We start from the raw sequence: 15,473 nt of genomic DNA, 5'->3' as shown, positions 1-15,473 counted from the left end.
TCCAAAGCCCTCCATCCTCCCGGAACCTCCCGCATGAGCGCCCTGTTTTCCCCGATCAAGCTGCGCGGCCTGACGTTGAAGAACCGTCTCGTGGTATCGCCGATGTGCCAGTATTCGGCCGACGACGGCGTCGCCACCGACTGGCACTTCAGCCACATCAACAACCTTTCGCTGTCGGGCGCTTCGATGTTCTGCATCGAGGCGACCCATGTGGAGGCGATCGGCCGCATCACGCCGGGCTGCCTCGGGCTCTACAGCGACGCCTGCGAAGCTGCGCTGAAGCAGATCCTCGCCTCCGTGCGCAAGCACTCCTCCACGGCCGTCGGGATGCAGCTCGCCCATGCCGGCCGCAAAGCCTCCAGCGCGCGGCCCTGGGACGGTGGCCAGCTCATTCCGCAATCGCAGGGCGGCTGGCAGCCGGTGGCGCCGAGCGCGGTGCCGCACAAGGAGGGCGAGGCCGCGCCGCTGGCGCTGGATGCAGCGGGCCTGAAGCGCATCCGCGAGGCCTTCGTCGACAGCGCCAAGCGTGCCGCGCGGCTCGGCATCGACGCCATCGAGCTGCACGGCGCGCACGGCTATCTCCTGCATCAATTCCTTTCGCCGATTTCCAACCGCCGCACCGACGAGTACGGCGGTTCGCCCGAAAACCGCATGCGCTTCCCGCTCGAGGTGTTCGACGCGGTGCGCGCGATCTTCCCGTCCGACAAGCCTGTCGGCATGCGGGTGTCGTCGACCGACTGGATCGAGGGCGGCTGGGACCTCGCGCAGACCATCGCATTTGCCAAGGCGCTGAAGGCGCGCGGCGTCGACTGGATCGACGCGTCCTCCGGCGGCGTCTCGCCGTTGCAGAAGATTCCGCTCGGCCCCGGCTACCAGGTGCAGTTCGCCGAAGCCATCAAGCGCGAGACCGGGATTCCCACCATCGCCGTCGGCCTGATCACGGAGGCGAAGCACGCCGAGGAGATCGTGGCATCCGGCAAGGCCGACATGGTCGCGCTCGGTCGCGCCATGCTCTACGACCCCCGCTTCGGCTGGCACGCCGCCGCCGAGCTCGGCGGCGAAGTCGAGGCGCCCCCGCAATACTGGCGCTCGCAACCCTCGACGCAAAAGGCGCTGTTCGGCAAGACCACGTTCGGGGCGAGGTAGCGGCAGCGCGCATCTGGGGCGATAGCCGCGCGATGACGCAATCCTCCGCCGCTAACTCATCCGGACTACTCCATCCGGCCGATGATCGCAGGTTGCATTGCTCACCCCTCCGTGACACCCCTTACCTTTCGCCCTCACCAAAATTGGCCTAACCTTGCCGCACTCAGGCGCAAGCGGGGCCCGCCATGCGTTTTCGTGTCCGGAAGACTGCCCACGTCCTTGAGCGCGTGGGCCTCGCGATGGCGGGGGCGGCGTGCGGGCTGTTCGTCGGCGCCTATGTCGGCTCGGCGATATCGCATCTCACCACGCAGGGCTTTCTGATGGTGATGATGCTGCTCGGCGTCATCGGCTTCTATCTCGGCATCGACACGCCGCAGCTTCCCTTCGACGAAGAGCACAGCCGGATCGACGCCGCGGAGTTCCTGAGCTCCGCCGGCACGCTCTTTGCCACCTTCGCCGCGTTCGCCTCCGTCGCCGTGATCGTGCTGCGGCTCGACCCGCATCTCGCCTGGTCCTGGCTCGTCCTCGTCGCCTGGATCGCCGGCGTCGCCATGCAGATCGTCGCGGGCGCAAAGGCGCGGATGCGGAAGTAGGGGTGGGGAGTTAGGTGCGGGCGGAGCGCTAGAGAGCTGCCACTAAAACACCACGCCCACCCGCGTGCCGCGCTTCCAGGCGATGCGGCAGCGCTTCTTGGTGTTGACGTGCAGCAGCTCGAAGCGGTCGGGGATCTGGACCTGCCCGCCGAGATCGACGCAGGCGCCGCCCGGCGAATAGTCGATCAGCGTGCAGTTGATGACCGGTGCGCGCGGGTCGGTGATGATCTTGGCCTGGCGGGACACCAGCCCGCTCGGCTTCACACGGGTAAATTTGCGCGGATACTGTGGCACGTCTCCTCCAAGTCCGCTCGAGCATCATGCTCGGACAAAAGGTCGCGGTGGTCTTGGCCGATGATGGCGGGGAGATGATGCGATAGGGCTAAGGTCCGCAGGAGAATTTTAAGGAAAAGTAGCGGCGAATTGGGGGGAGGGCAGTAGTTGGCTGCCGAAGTGGCGCTCCGCTCGTGCCTCTTGCTCCGCCGTCGTCCCGGCGAAGGCCGGGACCCCCGCGCGAGCGCCTGCGCTCGCAATGACGAGGTGGCTGCATCCCGCCCCCTTCACACTTTCTCCACCTCCCCCGCCATCTCCGCATGCGGCGGCGTCGGCATCGGCACCGTGACAAACTCCTTCGGCAGGTTCACCGGCCGATATGTCGCCTCCGCTTCCATCCGCTTCATCACGCTCTCATGCACATGCGCGCCTTCGGGGATGACGCGCGGTTCGCAATCGGGGATGTAGAAGCCAGCGACGACCTTCCGCTCCGGCCATTCCTTGTACTTCGCGCTCTTCGGCACATACTCCAGCACGCGCCAGGCCGCCGTCATCGAATTGTGCAATTCGCCCGTCTTCCCCGAATAGCTCGGCCTCACATAGGTGAACGGGCTGTTCTTGCGCTGGATGCCCCAGGCGAGCTGGTTCACGGTGCGCGGGTTGAAGTTCAGTCCCGCGCGTGCCGCCTCGTCGATCATCCACAGCAGCGGATATTTCGACTCCCCGCTCTCGGCTTCCGGATAGCCGCCGCCGACGTCGCAATGCACGCCGGCGAACCACACCTGCAGGATGTCCTGCGGCACCTTCTTGTCGTCGGGCACGAAGCGGTTGCTCCAGTAGTCCTGTGGCTCCTTCCACTCCTTCAGGCGGAACATGCAGCGCCGCTCGTCGATCGCGATCGCCTGCCGGAAGATCTGCACGCTCGGGTTCAGCAGCGTGAAGGCGAGCTCCTCGATGCTCGGCAGATAGAACCGGTCGGCGCGCGGCACGATCACGCTCGCCACCGTGTCCCACACGCCGATGAAGTGGATCGTCGGCCAGCGCGAGGAGGTGATGCGCGCGAACTGGGCGGCGAGATCGAACTTGTCCTTCGGCAGCGGGCCGTCCTCGTCGCTGCCGGCATCCGTGAGGTCGCTGACATCATTGCCGCGCCCCGAGCCGGAATATTGCTTGTAGGAGACGAGGCCGGAACCTGGGAGGTTGACCTGCTCCGGCGAGATCAGCCCGACCTTGTGAATCAGCCCCGCCAGCACCCGCACCGTATAGGCTCCGCGGGAGAAGCCGAACAGATAGATCTTGTCGCCCGGGCTGTAGTTCTCGATCAGGAAGCAATAGGCCGACAGCACGTTGTCATCGAGCCCGTAGCCGGTGGCGAGCCCCAGCACCAGATTGATGTTGGCCTTCCAGCGGTGCCACGTGCTGGGCTTCGTCACCGTGCCGACGCCGGGATCGTAGAACACCAGCTGCCGCGGATGCGTCTTGTCGGTTTTGCGCAGGCAGCGATAGAGCTTCAGGACGTTGGAGATGTTCTCGCTGATCTCGTTGCCGGTGCCGTCGCAGCAGATGACGAGATTTTTCGGATCGGTTTTGCGCTCGTGCTCCACGGTACGCCCCTCCCGGTAATGCTACCGGTGCGAGTATAGCTGAAGCCTAGCCCGATTGCTTAATCATCTGTTGACATTAACCACTTGTTAACCATGCGGTCGCCTAATGTTGACGAGTGGGGGATCACCATGTCGGCCCATGTGACGCGAGCGAAGTTGATGCCTGTTTTGGCCGATCCGGCCATTCGTTCGGCTGCGAGGCTCGCGGTTCGCGCCACGGCCGTCTTACAGAGCAAAACGGCTGTCCTACGGAGCAAAGCAATGTTCGGAAAGGACGATCTAGTGGACAATCTCAGCCGCGACCTCGATCGCGTGCGCGTAAGGCGCGATGCGCTTGCATCGGAAGCCACGACCCTGACGGCCCAGATCGCCGAAATCGAAGCCCGCCTTTCGGAGGAGAAGAAAAGGCGGGAGCGTGATCGCGTCCTGGCCGAGATCGAAGCAATCAAGACCCGAATCAAGCAAGCCGCCAGCGCGTTTGCGCCCGTCGTCGATGGTCTCTCCAAGGCGATCGAGTCGGCCGCGACAGTCGTGCCCGAGGCGCGCGATCTCAACAGTTTCCTGGTGTCGGTGGCGACCGAGATCGACAGCGTGCTCGATCCCCTGCTGCGCGGACTGGACCAGCGCGCGGATGCGGTGCGGATCGGCCAGGTCGCACTGGACCTCCCGAGTACGGTCACTGAAGCGCCGATCGAGCCGCCAAAAGACAACGCCGATCGCCTGCTTCGTTTCCCGGCATGGCTGTCTCGCGACAAGGAGACGGAAAAGCCGGAAACAGCGGAGAACCCGCGCAGCACCGCGGCGTGAATGGTCCGCGCACGGCGCGCAGCTCAGGAAGCTCGCAGGCTGTGAACGTGCTTCGCCTCATGGTTCGAGACGCGCCGTAAGGCGGCGCTCCTCACCATGAGGGTCCAGGATCTCGCCGCAAGACAAGACCTCATCCTGAGGAGCCCGCTTACAGCGGGCGTCTCGAAGGATGGGCCGCGCACGCGGACAAGTCGCTAGCGGTGAATTTCCGGCGTTGGGAGAGCTAAGTTTTGCCCCGTCATTCCGGGGCGCGCCTCTTGGCGCGAGCCCGGAATCCATTGCTCAGCAGTCACTGCGGTCCGATGGATCCCGGGCTCGCGACTTCGTCGCGCCCCGGGATGACGACCTGTTGTTGGGCGCGCTGGTCGCCAGGCAAGTAACCCCGGCTTCCGCTGCCGCTCAGTTCGCGGTGCGGCGCAGGAAGGCGGGGATATCGAGAATGCCTTCGTCGGCCACATTGCGCGGAGAGGCGCGGCCGTAAGGATCGAGCGGCCGGGGAGCCGCCTGGCGCGCATAGTCCTGATTCGGCCTTGCCGGTTGCCCCGCGGGCGCCGCCGGGCGGAGCGGCGGGCTCTCCACTTGCGGCAGGGGTGCGCCACGCTCGATGCGATCGGCGATGCGGCGGCTGTCGTTGCGCAGCCTGCCGGCGAGCTGCGTGAGCGCGGTTTCCACCGGATGCGCCTCTTGCGCCGGGTCGAGATTGTCGATGCCCGTCGCCACCACCGAGACGCGGACGATGCCTTCAAGGCTCTCGTCGAAGGACGCGCCGACGATGATGTTGGCGTCCGGATCGGCCTCGTCGCGAATGCGGGTGGCGGCTTCGTCGACCTCGAACAGCATGAGATCCCGGCCGCCGGTGATGGAGATGATGAGGCCGCTGGCGCGCTTGATCGAGGGGTTCTCGATCAATGGATTGGAAATCGCGGCCACCGCGGCGGCGAGCACGCGCTTCTCGCCGGAAGCCTCGCCCCGTCCCATCATCGCCTTGCCCTTCTCCTTCATGACGGAGAGGACGTCGGCAAAATCGAGATTGATCAGGCCTTCCTTGACGATGAGGTCGCTGATGCAGGCGACGCCCGAATAAAGTACCTGGTCGGCAAGGGCGAAGGCATCGGCGAACGTGGTCTTCTCGCTGGCCACCCGGAACAGGTTCTGGTTCGGGATGATCAGGAGGGTGTCGACCGACTTCAGCAGCTCCTCGATGCCGGCTTCGGCAAAGCGCATGCGGCGCTGGCCCTCGAAGTAGAACGGCTTGGTGACCACGCCGATGGTGAGAATGCCGAGCTCGCGCGCGGTCCTGGCGACAATCGGTGCGGCCCCGGTGCCGGTGCCGCCGCCCATGCCGGCCGTGACGAACACCATGTGTGCGCCGGCCAGATGCTCGCGGATCGTATCGATCGCCTCCTCGGCTGCGGCGCGTCCCAGTTCGGGCTGCGAGCCGGCGCCGAGGCCTGCGGTGACCTGGGTGCCGAGCTGGATGAGGCGCTTGGCCTTCGACATGGCCAGCGCCTGCGCGTCGGTATTGGCGACGACGAACTCGACCCCCTGTAGCCCGGCCGTGATCATGTTGTTGACGGCATTGCCGCCGGCGCCGCCGACCCCGAACACGACAATGCGGGCCTTCATCTCGCGAATATCGGTATTGCCTGTCATCTGTCCCTCGAGGTCGCTCCGGCAAGCCGGGGATTTGAGAAAGTACTTAAGTCACCTGCGGGCCGCACGGTCTGCCTCCACGATGGAAGCGGCCAGACGTCCCAATCGCAGCGCGGCCTGTCCCGCGACCGAGCCGCCAGCCCGGCCGCTGCTCCGCAGCGCCGCCACTTCATCTTCCAATCGTGCCGCCCGCTCATTGGCTGCCGCCGTCTCGGCCGCCGCCTGCAGCAGCTCGACAGCAAGGCGATCGGCGCGCTCGCTCTCGCGCTCGAAAACCGCCCGGTAGCCGGCTGCAATGGCTTCGAGCCGCGCGATCTCCGCCTTGTAGGCCTCGATCTCCAATGCCGCGGTCTTCGATGCCGCGATCTCTGAGGTTTCGGTCTCTGCAATGGGGGCTTTGAGGTGGCCTGCCTGGCGGCCAATTCGCGGGCGGGGCATGTAGCGCAGTTCGGAGAAATCGACGCCCACCAGCGCCTTGCCATCATCCGACCGCGCGCGCGGCCACCGGCGCCGTCTGGCAAGCGAACGAGCGGCCTCGCGCGAGACGTTGAGGCGGGCAGCTAGCTCGGCATAACTCAACAACTCAACGGACATCGGCTGTCTCCAGGAACGAACCGGGGAGGCATTGCAGGCTGATGATGGCTGGGCAATGACTTGAAGCTAGGCTGCGTTGGTTAATGGACGGTTAACGCGCGCGCGGGCGCGTTAAGTTCGTCGTGCGCAGGCGGCGATGGAGCTTCGGGGCGTTGGAGATGGTCTGGCTGATCTCGTTGCCGGTGCCGTCAGAGCAGATGACGAGGTGTTTCGGCTCGGACTTGCGCTCGTGCCACACGGTGCGACCCTCCCGGTGATGCCACCCGGCGGGTAGGGCGGAAAATGTGCCGACCATCGTTCGATTTTGAGTTGGCTCAGCCCGACTTCATCGCTCTTACTTTGATCGAAAGGGCCAAGCAAAGCACGATAGAGGATTGTCAGGAATGTCGTTTTTCCCAGTCCGTTGATGCCTACGACTGCGTGCACACCTCTCTCGAACGCATGCACGATTCCCTTGGACTTCTCCGTCTGAAAGAGTTCGTAACCTTGAATTTCAATTCGTCGGATTATCGGAAATTGGATCACGACCGGAAAGGACTGCTAGCTAGAGCCAAACTACCGGTGCGGCAAATGCACTGAACATCGATTTTGAGAATGCATTGCCGAAATGGCGGGAGAAATATTGCTGACTAAGGTATTTCGGAATGCATGCGCCGCCCCGAACCGAGTATCGCCAAAAAAACCGCCAGCGCAAGCAGAGGTTTAGAGTTGGGTGGATGCTACTTTGTGAGTAGGAAAGTGGAGTGCAGAGTTGCGCAGCCACAAACAAAAACGGCCGGATCTTTCGATCCGGCCGTCACGCAAACACCTACTGGCTAAGACTTACGCCACGCGACGCAACTTAGCCCTCGCCCAAACTTTCGAAGTGCCTAGCTCGCTTTCTTCGCCGGCTCGCCGCCGACCTTCTTCTGGATCTGGCGCTTGAGCTCGAGGGCGCGCGGCGACAGGGCGTCGGCGTTGGCCTTGAGCAGGAAGGCGTCGAGGCCGCCATTGTGGTCGACGCTCTTGACCGCATTGGTGGAAACGCGCAGGCGCACGTTGCGCTCGAGGGCTTCGCTGATGAACGTCACGTTGACGAGGTTCGGCAGGAAGCGGCGCTTGGTCTTGATGTTGGAGTGGCTGACCTTGTGGCCGACGAGGGGGCCCTTGGCCGTCAGTTCGCAGCGGCGAGACATGGCAAAAATCCTTATCCTTTCCCCCAAGCGTTGCGGCGGCCATTCGGGGCGCCACGGGGGTCGTAAATTCTCTGTCCTTGCAGGGAGCGGGCGGACGTATAGGGGGGAAGGGGCGGGTAGTCAAGGCGACGGGGCCGAAAGGCCCTGTCGTCCCGGGGCGCGCGGAGCGCGAACCCGGGATCTTGGCCCACCGGGAGGTGCGCTCCCTCTCCCGCTTGCGGGGGAGGGCGGGGTGGGGGTGCCTCCGTGGCGAAGGGCGGTCGATATCACGGTTGGTGTCCCCGCGTGGAGAGAGCCCTCACCCGCGCCTTCGGCGCGACCTCTCCCGCAAGCGGGAGAGGTGTTCGAGCCCGCGGCGGCCCGATCACGAAAACGGCAATGTTTGAAATGCCTTACCACCACATAAAGGGCGTATTCGGCCGCGAAGAGGGAGGCTGAGTTCCCGGCCTTTCGTGCCCGGATCATTGTTTGCCGCGATTTTCCGCTTAAGTAACAGCCACTCGCATCCCGATTGGATCGCTTCGTGCCCATTTCCCCTCTTTTCCCGCATCGGCTGCGCATCGCCGGCAGGTTCGCGCTGGCCGCTTTGGGCGGGCTGACCCTGGCGTGGGGGGCCGCGCCCGCCGCAGCGCAGGGCAAGCTCGAGGCGCAGTATGAGGCGACGCTGGCGGGCATTCCCGTCGGCCGGGGCGCCTGGAACATCGACATCCAGGACGACGTGTTTTCCGCGGCGGCAAGCGGCGGCACCACCGGCATTCTGAAATCCTTCACGGGCGGGTCCGGCACCGGCGCCAGCCAGGGGCGAGTGGTCAATGGCGCGCTGGTCGCGACCGCCTACCAAGCCTCCACCATCACCTCGAAGAAGAAAGAGGAGATCCACATTGTCCTCGACAAGGGCAATGTGAAGGAGTTCGGCATCGTGCCGGAGCCGCCGGTCGATCCCGACCGCATCGTCGTCACCGACGCGCATCGCCGCGGCATCTGGGACCCGATGACGGCCTCGCTGCTGCGCGTGCCCGGCAATGGCGATCCGGTCTCGCCGGAGGCCTGCCACAACGGCGCGCCGGTGTTCGACGGCCGCATGCGCTACGACCTCAAGCTCGATTTCAAGCGCATGGAGATGGTGAAGGCCGAGAAGGGCTATCGCGGCCCGGTCGTGGTCTGCGCGCTCTATTTCGTGCCCGTCGCCGGCTACATCCCCGATCGTCCCGTGATCAAATACCTCGCCGCCCAGCGCAACATCGAGATCGCGTTTGCGCCGATCGCGGGCACGCGGGTCCTGGTTCCGTTCTGGCTGAAAGTGCCGACGCCCTTGGGTCCGGCGATGCTGGAGGCGACGAGCTTCATCACGGCACCGCAGCCGCCAAGGGTCGCGAAGACGCAGTAGGCGCCGCGCTGCCGTCGCTGCGTAGCCCGGATGGAGCGAAGCGCAATCCGGGATTTTCACCCGCTGCTCCCCGCATTCCGCTGCGCTCCATGCGGGCTACGATGTCCCGTCATTCCGGGGCGCGACGAAGTCGCGAGCCCGGAATCCATCAAGCCGCAGAGCTTGTCTCCCAATGGATTCCGGGCCCGCGCCTGACGGCGCGTCCCGGAATGACGAGACGGAGCGTTTGGCACGCCGCCTCAACGCCTTACGCGCCGTCACCCCGTCCACCCGTTCTCCTTTGCATGGGGTTGTTTTCGCGAAAATGCGTGGGGGCAGGCAGCGGGAATCCATTTGACTCCGCCCCGATTCTGATTCGACTCGGCGCCATCCCCAATTTTAAGGAACTCGCTACGAAATGATCGCTTGTGCGGCGGAGCAAAACTCCATCTAGTGCGCAACCAAGAGGCGTCCCGCGACATGTTGCGTGAACGTAACAGGAAGCAAAGGGGAGTCAGCGATTCGGCCGCGATTCGTTCTAGAGTCGTTCCGAGGCTTAAGAAGAGCGGAAAAAGCGTCGCAAAGTGAGACAGTTGGCCGGGATTTTTAGGGAGCTCTCCTGCTCCCTGTCCCCGTCCTTACGGGGAGAGGGTTGGGGTGAGGGGCTGCTTCCACGGATTCGGTGATGGCTGGACTAGCGGAGACTCCCCCTCACCCGAATTCGAGCTGCGCTCGAATTCGACCTCTCCCCGCAAGCGGGGCGAGGTGACTTCCAAGCGCTTCGCGCCTCCAGCGACAACGGCTTCGCCGTTGCGCGGGGATGATGGGGACGGATCCAGCTCGAGCCGCCCCGCCGCCCCAAAACGGCACTGACAATCGCCCAAATCGCTACTACCTAATCCGCTAGTCATGGCCTTTCCTCCTTCCCCCTTCGCTTCCGAGCGCGCTCCCGGCGCTGGCGTCACTGCGGTGCTCGGGCCGACCAACACCGGCAAGACCCATCTCGCCATCGAGCGGATGCTCGCGCATTCCAGTGGCATGATCGGGCTGCCGCTGCGCCTGCTCGCGCGCGAGGTCTACAACAAGATCGTCGATCGGGTTGGTGTTGAGGCCGTCGCGCTGATCACGGGCGAGGAGAAGATCAAGCCGAAGAACCCGCGCTACTGGGTCTCGACCGTCGAGGCGATGCCGCGCGACCTCGACGTCTCGTTCCTCGCCGTCGACGAGGTGCAGATCGCCGCCGATCTCGAACGCGGCCACGTCTTCACCGACCGCATCCTCAACCGCCGCGGCCGCGACGAGACGCTGCTGCTGGGCGCTGCGACGATGCGCCCCATCATCGAACGGCTGCTGCCAGGCGTGTCCATGATCACGCGACCGCGCCTGTCCAGCCTCGAATTCGCTGGTGACCGCAAGATCACGCGCCAGCCGCGGCGCACCGCGATCGTCGCGTTCTCCGCCGATGAAGTCTACGCCATCGCCGAGCTGATCCGTCGCCAGCATGGCGGCGCGGCCGTTGTGCTCGGCTCGCTGTCGCCGCGCACGCGCAATGCGCAGGTCGCGATGTTCCAGAACGGCGACGTCGATTATCTCGTCGCCACCGATGCGATCGGCATGGGCCTCAATCTCGACGTCGACCACGTCGCCTTCGCCTCCGACCGCAAGTTCGACGGCTACCAGTTCCGCCGCCTCACGCCGGCCGAGTTCGCGCAGATCGCGGGCCGCGCCGGCCGCGCCACGCGCAACGGTACTTTCGGAACGACAGGACGCTGCGCGCCGTTCGAGCCCGAGCTCGTCAACGCGCTCCAGAACCACACCTTCGACGCCGTGAAGATGCTGCAATGGCGGAACTCCAAGCTGGATTTCTCCTCGCTCGGCGCGCTCCAGGTCTCGCTGAACCTGGCGCCCGGCCATGAGGCACTGACGCGCGCGCCGATCGCCGAGGACATGCGCGTGCTCGATCACGCCGCCCGCGACGTCGAGGTGCGCGACAAGGCGCACGGCAAGGCGGCGGTGGAACGGCTGTGGGAGGCCTGCCAGATACCGGACTACCGGAAACTGTCGCCGGCGGCCCATGCCGAGCTTGTGACCACGCTCTACGGCTTCCTGATGGACAAGGGCTGCATCCCCGATAACTGGTTCGCAGCCCAGGTCGACCAGGCCGACCGGATCGACGGCGACATCGACACGCTGTCGGGCCGGATCGCGCAGATCCGCACCTGGACCTTCGCCGCCAACCGCCCGGACTGGCTCAAAGACCCCGAACACTGGCAGGGGATCACGCGGGAGGTCGAAAATAAATTGTCAGATGCGCTTCATGAACGGCTGACGGAGCGTTTCGTTGATCGTCGGACCAGTGTATTGATGCGCCGCCTGCGGGAGAACACGAGCTTGAATACTGAAATCGGCAAGACCGGCGAAGTCATCGTCGAAGGCCATGTCATCGGCCGCCTCGATGGCTTCACCTTTGCACCGGATGCGGCGGAAGCCGGCTCCGATGCGAAAGCCTTGCAGGCTGCAGCGCAGGCCGTGCTCGCCGGCGAGATCAACACGCGCGCGGAAAAGCTCTCCGGAGCACCCGACGAGCAGTTCGTGCTGACCTCCGAGGGCATCATCCGCTGGACCGGCGATGCGGTGGCGCGCCTCGTCGCCGCAGAGGAGGCGCTGCATCCGCGCATCCGCATCATCTCCGACGAGCGCCTGACCGGCAGCCCACGCGAGAAGGTGCAGGCCCGGCTCGATCTCTGGCTCAAGACGCATATCGAAAAGCTGCTCGGGCCGATGTTCGAGCTCAGCAAGGCCGAGGACGTCACCGGCATTGCCCGCGGCATCGCCTATCAGCTCGTCGAGGCGCTCGGCGTGCTCGAGCGTCCGAAGATCGCCAATGAGCTGAAGGATCTCGACCAGCCCTCGCGCGCTACGTTGCGGAAGTACGGCGTCCGCTTCGGCGCCTATCACATCTATTTCCCCGGCCTCTTGAAGCCCGCCGCGCGTGCGCTCGCCGCGCTGCTCTGGGCGCTGAAGCAGGACAATGTCGACCTGTCGGCGCTGTCGGGCGCGCAGCATCTGGCGAGCTCGGGCCGCACCTCGTTCCCGGTCGACAAGCAGCTCCCGCGCGATGCCTATCGCGTGCTCGGCTACAAGCAGGCCGGCGAGCGCGCCGTGCGCGTCGACATTCTGGAGCGGCTCGCTGACCTGATCCGTCCGGCGCTGGCCTGGCGTGAGGCTTCGCCCGGCGAAAAGCCGGCCGGTGCTTTCGATGGCCGTGGCTTCGTGGTGACGCAGGCGATGACCTCGCTCACCGGCTCCGCCGGCGAAGACTTCGCCTCGGTGCTGCGCGCGCTCGGCTATCGCATGGAGAAGCGCCCGCCGCTGCCGCCGAAGCCGCAGGTCACCGAGACGCCCGCTGCGGAGACGCCGTCTGGCGAGGGCAGCGCGGAGACTGTTGGAGAGACCACTTCGGAAGTCGTTGCCGGCGGCCTGCTGGAGGAGGCGACTGCGCCTGCCGAGGCTGTGACCGAAGTGGCTGCCGAGGCCGTCACGGTCGAAGATGCGCCCGGCATGGAGCTGCACGACGAGCCCGTGCACGAGGCCGTGCCCGCGCTCGAGGCATCGCCTGACGCGCCCGTTACGCCGGAAGATGCGCCCGGCATCGCGCCGCCAGCGGAGGAAGGCACTGCCCCGGCCGAGCCCGCCGGTCTCGAGGCTGCCGCTGCTGAAACCGCTGCGACGGAAGCTGCCGCGTCGCCCGATGCCGCCGCTCCTGGTGCGGAGGCTGCGGCAGAAGGCGCACCCGCTGAGCCCGAGCTCGTCGAGGTCTGGCGTCCCGGCGGTCGTCACGAAGACCGCAAGCCGCGCCACGAGCGCCACCGTCACCAGCGTCATCAGCGCCCGCAGGCGGGCGCCCAGGCAGGCGCTGCGCCCGCGGAAGGCGAGGCCGCACAGGCCGCCGACGGCGAGAAGCGTGGCGAGCGCCATCGTCATGGCGGGCATCGGAAAGATTTCCGCAAGGGCCGCGAAGAGGGCGGCCAGGGCGGTGATCGCCGCGAGCCGCGTGGTGACGACAAGAACCGCCGCTTCGAGGGCAAGGATCGCGATCGTAGCAAGGGCAAGTTCGGCGAGCGCGAGGGTGGCCGCGAGCATCGTGGCCGCGACCGCGACAAGGGCCGCGATCGCCGCGACCGCGAGTCCGGTCCGTCGCTCCGTCCCTACGCCTCGAGTGCGAACCCGCGCGAGCGCGATCGTCCGATCGATCCGAATTCGCCCTTCGCAAAGCTCGCCGCGCTGAAAGAGCAGCTCGCGGGGCGCAAGGAGTAATCCCACGACGACCGAGCGCCAGCGACTCGATAAATGGCTGTGGCATGCGCGGGTGGTGAAGGCGCGGACCTCGGCGGCCGAGCTCGTCGAGTCCGGCCATGTGCGCGTCAACGGCGTGCGCGAGACCTCGCCGGGGCACGCGATCAAGATCGGCGACGTCCTCACCATCGCGCTCGATCGCGCCGTGCGCGTCTTGAAGGTCACCGCTTTCAACGAGCGTCGTGGCGATGCGGCCTCCGCACGCGTGCTCTACGAGGAAGTCGGTGACGTAAAGCGCAATTAATTGCGCTGCGTATTCATTTCTTGGCTGATCAAACGCGGAAAGCCGTCATGATCGCCGCTGTCGATCTTGCAGCGCCGGGCCATCCGCGCTACGCAAGCCTCGACTTTTAAAAGAGCTTTTCGGAGCGTTGGATGACTTACGTCGTCACTGAGAACTGCATCAAGTGCAAGTACACCGACTGCGTCGAGGTCTGCCCGGTCGACTGCTTCTACGAGGGTGACAACATGCTGGTCATCCATCCTGACGAATGCATCGACTGCGGCGTGTGCGAGCCGGAATGCCCCGCCGACGCCATCAAGCCGGACACGGAACCGGGCCTCGAGAAGTGGCTCGAGGTCAACGCCGAATACGCCAAGAGCTGGCCGAACATCACCCAGAAGAAAGAATCACCCGCCGACGCCAAGGAATTCGACGGCAAGGAGGGCAAGTTCGAGAAATATTTTTCTCCGAATCCCGGCTCTGGTGACTAATTCGCGCCCAAACTTAACCCTAATACCTTCGTCAGCGCCGAAAACCAGCCCGAAAAGCCCCTAAATCATTGATTTTTGCGGGAAATGTGCTATATTGGGCACATTAAGCCGAACCCCGTCAGCCCGTTTGGCCCTTCTGGGTTCCCGTGAAACCAAATGTCGAACAGGGGCGTGGCAGTTTCCGCGCGCAGGCTGTGTCACAGAAAACGCGTAAAAAGAGTACTTCAGCGAGGGCTTCCCATAAGGAGGCCAAAAAAGTCGCCGCGGCGAGCCGTAGCGCATCCAAGGGCCGTGCCGCCACGAAGGCGTCGGCTGCAAAGTCCTCCAAGAACAAAAGAAGTGCGATGCCGAACAAGCCTGTGAAAACTGCCGCGAAAGCGACCGTTTCGAAGCCTGCCGCTGCCAAGACTGCTGCCGCCAAGCCCGCGCCGAAGGCGCCTGTTGCTGCCGCCCCTGCCAAGGCCCCCGTCGCTGCCAAGCCGGCCGTGAAGCCCGCTGCTGCGCCGAAGGTCGAGGAGAAGAAGGTCGTGACCCAGCGCCAGGGGTTCAAGGCCAACGAATTCGTCGTCTATCCCGCTCACGGCGTCGGCCAGATCCTGGCCATCGAGGAGCAGGAGATCGCCGGTGCCAAGCTCGAGCTGTTCGTCATCAACTTCATCAAGGACAAGATGACGCTGCGCGTTCCGACCGCGAAGGTCGCCAATGTCGGCATGCGCAAGCTGTCCGAGCCCGCTCTGGTGAAGAAGGCGCTGGAAACCCTGAAGGGCCGCGCCCGCGTCAAGCGCACCATGTGGTCGCGCCGCGCCCAGGAGTACGAAGCAAAGATCAATTCGGGCGACATCGTCGCGATCGCGGAAGTCGTGCGCGACCTCTATCGTTCCGAGTCGCAGCCCGAGCAGTCCTACTCTGAACGCCAGCTTTATGAAGCGGCGCTCGATCGCCTGTCCCGCGAGATCGCGGTGGTGCAGCACTCGACCGAGACCGAAGCGATCAAGGAGATCGAGGCCCAGCTCGCCAAGAGCCCGCGCCGCACCAACGCCAAGGCGGAAGCCACTGAGGGCGAGGGCGATGCGGACAACGAGAGCGATGCCGACGATACCGACGGCGACGACAGCACGGTCGCCGACGAGGCAGCGTAAGCGCCACGCGTCGATCGCAACAGATCAAAAGCCCGGCCGTTCGGCCGGGCTTT

At 65.2% G+C, this 15,473-nt stretch carries 13 protein-coding genes and 1 pseudogene; 8 read left to right on the top strand and 6 right to left on the bottom strand.

Going from position 1 to position 15,473, the window contains the following annotated elements:
- Positions 1 to 33 precede the first annotated feature (33 nt).
- Both AXW67_RS15715 and AXW67_RS15710 read left to right on the top strand, forming a co-directional pair.
- Positions 34 to 1,146: an NADH:flavin oxidoreductase/NADH oxidase gene (locus tag AXW67_RS15715; protein WP_063678605.1), complete on the top strand. Its 1,113-nt coding sequence runs from the start codon at positions 34 to 36 to the stop codon at positions 1,144 to 1,146.
- A 185-nt stretch (positions 1,147 to 1,331) separates the two neighbouring features.
- Positions 1,332 to 1,739 (top strand): hypothetical protein, encoded by a 408-nt coding sequence (locus AXW67_RS15710; protein ID WP_063678604.1) that lies wholly within the window; start codon positions 1,332 to 1,334, stop codon positions 1,737 to 1,739.
- A 42-nt stretch (positions 1,740 to 1,781) separates the two neighbouring features.
- Here the strand turns inward: AXW67_RS15710 and AXW67_RS15705 are convergent, their stop codons facing one another.
- Together AXW67_RS15705 and AXW67_RS15700 are read right to left on the bottom strand one after the other, a co-directional pair.
- Complete coding sequence (locus tag AXW67_RS15705; RefSeq protein ID WP_027553437.1) at positions 1,782 to 2,033, bottom strand: PilZ domain-containing protein; 252 nt, start codon at positions 2,031 to 2,033, stop codon at positions 1,782 to 1,784.
- Positions 2,034 to 2,299: 266 nt separating this feature from the next.
- Positions 2,300 to 3,616: a T6SS phospholipase effector Tle1-like catalytic domain-containing protein gene (locus AXW67_RS15700; RefSeq protein ID WP_063678603.1), complete on the bottom strand. Its 1,317-nt coding sequence runs from the start codon at positions 3,614 to 3,616 to the stop codon at positions 2,300 to 2,302.
- A gap of 159 nt (positions 3,617 to 3,775) precedes the next feature.
- Here AXW67_RS15700 and AXW67_RS15695 point away from each other — a divergent pair, with 159 nt between their 5' ends.
- Positions 3,776 to 4,423: a hypothetical protein gene (locus tag AXW67_RS15695; protein ID WP_245315564.1), complete on the top strand. Its 648-nt coding sequence runs from the start codon at positions 3,776 to 3,778 to the stop codon at positions 4,421 to 4,423.
- A gap of 399 nt (positions 4,424 to 4,822) precedes the next feature.
- On the opposite strand, the gene ftsZ is transcribed toward AXW67_RS15695, so the two are convergent.
- From ftsZ to rpmB, 4 genes are all read right to left on the bottom strand, one after another.
- Positions 4,823 to 6,076, bottom strand: a complete 1,254-nt coding sequence (gene ftsZ, locus AXW67_RS15690; RefSeq protein ID WP_027553440.1) for a cell division protein FtsZ — start codon at positions 6,074 to 6,076, stop codon at positions 4,823 to 4,825.
- A gap of 51 nt (positions 6,077 to 6,127) precedes the next feature.
- Positions 6,128 to 6,670, bottom strand: coding sequence for a hypothetical protein (locus AXW67_RS15685; protein WP_063678601.1), 543 nt, complete (start codon positions 6,668 to 6,670; stop codon positions 6,128 to 6,130).
- A 91-nt stretch (positions 6,671 to 6,761) separates the two neighbouring features.
- Entirely contained in the window at positions 6,762 to 6,908 is a 147-nt protein-coding gene (locus AXW67_RS41870) for a hypothetical protein (RefSeq protein ID WP_201723673.1), read from the bottom strand.
- 631 nt (positions 6,909 to 7,539) lie between these two features.
- Positions 7,540 to 7,845 carry a 50S ribosomal protein L28 gene (gene rpmB / locus AXW67_RS15675; protein ID WP_027553445.1) on the bottom strand — a complete coding sequence of 102 codons (306 nt, stop codon included), beginning with the start codon at positions 7,843 to 7,845 and terminating at the stop codon, positions 7,540 to 7,542.
- Positions 7,846 to 8,422: 577 nt separating this feature from the next.
- On the opposite strand from rpmB, the gene AXW67_RS15670 reads away from it, so the two are divergent.
- The 5 genes and pseudogenes from AXW67_RS15670 (at position 8,423) to AXW67_RS15650 (ending at position 15,420) form a co-directional block, all read left to right on the top strand.
- The gene (locus tag AXW67_RS15670) at positions 8,423 to 9,232 is read left to right on the top strand and encodes a DUF3108 domain-containing protein (protein WP_063678669.1); all 810 of its coding nucleotides are present in this window, start codon (positions 8,423 to 8,425) and stop codon (positions 9,230 to 9,232) included.
- Between the two features lie 888 nt (positions 9,233 to 10,120).
- Positions 10,121 to 13,528, top strand: coding sequence for a helicase-related protein (locus AXW67_RS15665; RefSeq protein WP_063678599.1), 3,408 nt, complete (start codon positions 10,121 to 10,123; stop codon positions 13,526 to 13,528).
- A gap of 13 nt (positions 13,529 to 13,541) precedes the next feature.
- Positions 13,542 to 13,811: pseudogene (locus tag AXW67_RS15660) on the top strand (RNA-binding S4 domain-containing protein); the annotation flags it as partial.
- Between the two features lie 131 nt (positions 13,812 to 13,942).
- Positions 13,943 to 14,281, top strand: coding sequence for a ferredoxin FdxA (gene fdxA, locus AXW67_RS15655; protein WP_063678598.1), 339 nt, complete (start codon positions 13,943 to 13,945; stop codon positions 14,279 to 14,281).
- Positions 14,282 to 14,625: 344 nt separating this feature from the next.
- Positions 14,626 to 15,420, top strand: coding sequence for a CarD family transcriptional regulator (locus tag AXW67_RS15650; RefSeq protein WP_082907902.1), 795 nt, complete (start codon positions 14,626 to 14,628; stop codon positions 15,418 to 15,420).
- Positions 15,421 to 15,473: the final 53 nt, after the last annotated feature.

It is taken from the genome of Bradyrhizobium neotropicale, assembly GCF_001641695.1.
In the GTDB taxonomy this organism is placed as follows: Bacteria; Pseudomonadota; Alphaproteobacteria; order Rhizobiales; family Xanthobacteraceae; genus Bradyrhizobium; species Bradyrhizobium neotropicale.
Note: the sequence above shows the minus strand (reverse complement) of the source record. Positions and strands in the feature narration are given on the sequence as shown.

What these genes read in the sequence shown, in the direction of transcription:
- AXW67_RS15695 (WP_245315564.1), top strand. Translation starts at nt 3,776, where the DNA reads ATGCCTGTTTTGGCCGATCCGGCCATTCGTTCGGCTGCGAGGCTCGCG.
- rpmB (WP_027553445.1), bottom strand. Translation starts at nt 7,845, where the DNA reads ATGTCTCGCCGCTGCGAACTGACGGCCAAGGGCCCCCTCGTCGGCCAC.
- AXW67_RS15710 (WP_063678604.1), top strand. Translation starts at nt 1,332, where the DNA reads ATGCGTTTTCGTGTCCGGAAGACTGCCCACGTCCTTGAGCGCGTGGGC.
- AXW67_RS15715 (WP_063678605.1), top strand. Translation starts at nt 34, where the DNA reads ATGAGCGCCCTGTTTTCCCCGATCAAGCTGCGCGGCCTGACGTTGAAG.
- AXW67_RS15650 (WP_082907902.1), top strand. Translation starts at nt 14,626, where the DNA reads ATGCCGAACAAGCCTGTGAAAACTGCCGCGAAAGCGACCGTTTCGAAG.
- AXW67_RS15685 (WP_063678601.1), bottom strand. Translation starts at nt 6,670, where the DNA reads ATGTCCGTTGAGTTGTTGAGTTATGCCGAGCTAGCTGCCCGCCTCAAC.
- ftsZ (WP_027553440.1), bottom strand. Translation starts at nt 6,076, where the DNA reads ATGACAGGCAATACCGATATTCGCGAGATGAAGGCCCGCATTGTCGTG.
- AXW67_RS15665 (WP_063678599.1), top strand. Translation starts at nt 10,121, where the DNA reads ATGGCCTTTCCTCCTTCCCCCTTCGCTTCCGAGCGCGCTCCCGGCGCT.
- fdxA (WP_063678598.1), top strand. Translation starts at nt 13,943, where the DNA reads ATGACTTACGTCGTCACTGAGAACTGCATCAAGTGCAAGTACACCGAC.